1 protein-coding gene is annotated in these 359 nt (G+C 61.0%); it reads right to left on the bottom strand.

The window, feature by feature from the left end:
* Positions 1–359, bottom strand: a 359-nt coding sequence (locus BK659_RS27805; protein ID WP_185015454.1) for an immunoglobulin-like domain-containing protein, incomplete at both ends; no start/stop codon positions are given.

Below are 359 nucleotides of genomic sequence, written 5' to 3'. Positions count from 1 at the left end.
TCGATGGTGGTGCTGACGGTGCTGCCGTTTTTGTAGACGTCGTTCGCCGGAGTGTCGACCACTACGGAACCGCTGGTTTTACCGGCCTCGATGTTGATCACCGCACCGTTCGACAAGGTCACGCTCATGGCGGTGCCGGCCGGGTTAGTCAGGGTCGCGGTGTAGGTGATCTGGCCGCCTTCGGTGATGCTGTTGTTGGCGGTGAGCGTCAGGCCGGTATTGTCGATCGAGTCGGTGATGGTGGTGACGGCTGGCGTGGTGCTTGGGGTCAGCTGTTCGAAGTTGCCACCGGTGGTGCTTTCGATGGTGGTGCTGACGGTGCTGCCGTTTTTGTAGACGTCGTTCGCCGGAGTGTCGAC

This window comes from Pseudomonas brassicacearum (assembly GCF_003732225.1).
GTDB lineage: Bacteria > Pseudomonadota > Gammaproteobacteria > Pseudomonadales > Pseudomonadaceae > Aquipseudomonas > Aquipseudomonas brassicacearum_E.
The sequence above is the reverse complement of the archived record's forward strand: the minus strand, read 5'-3'. Positions and strand labels throughout refer to the sequence as shown.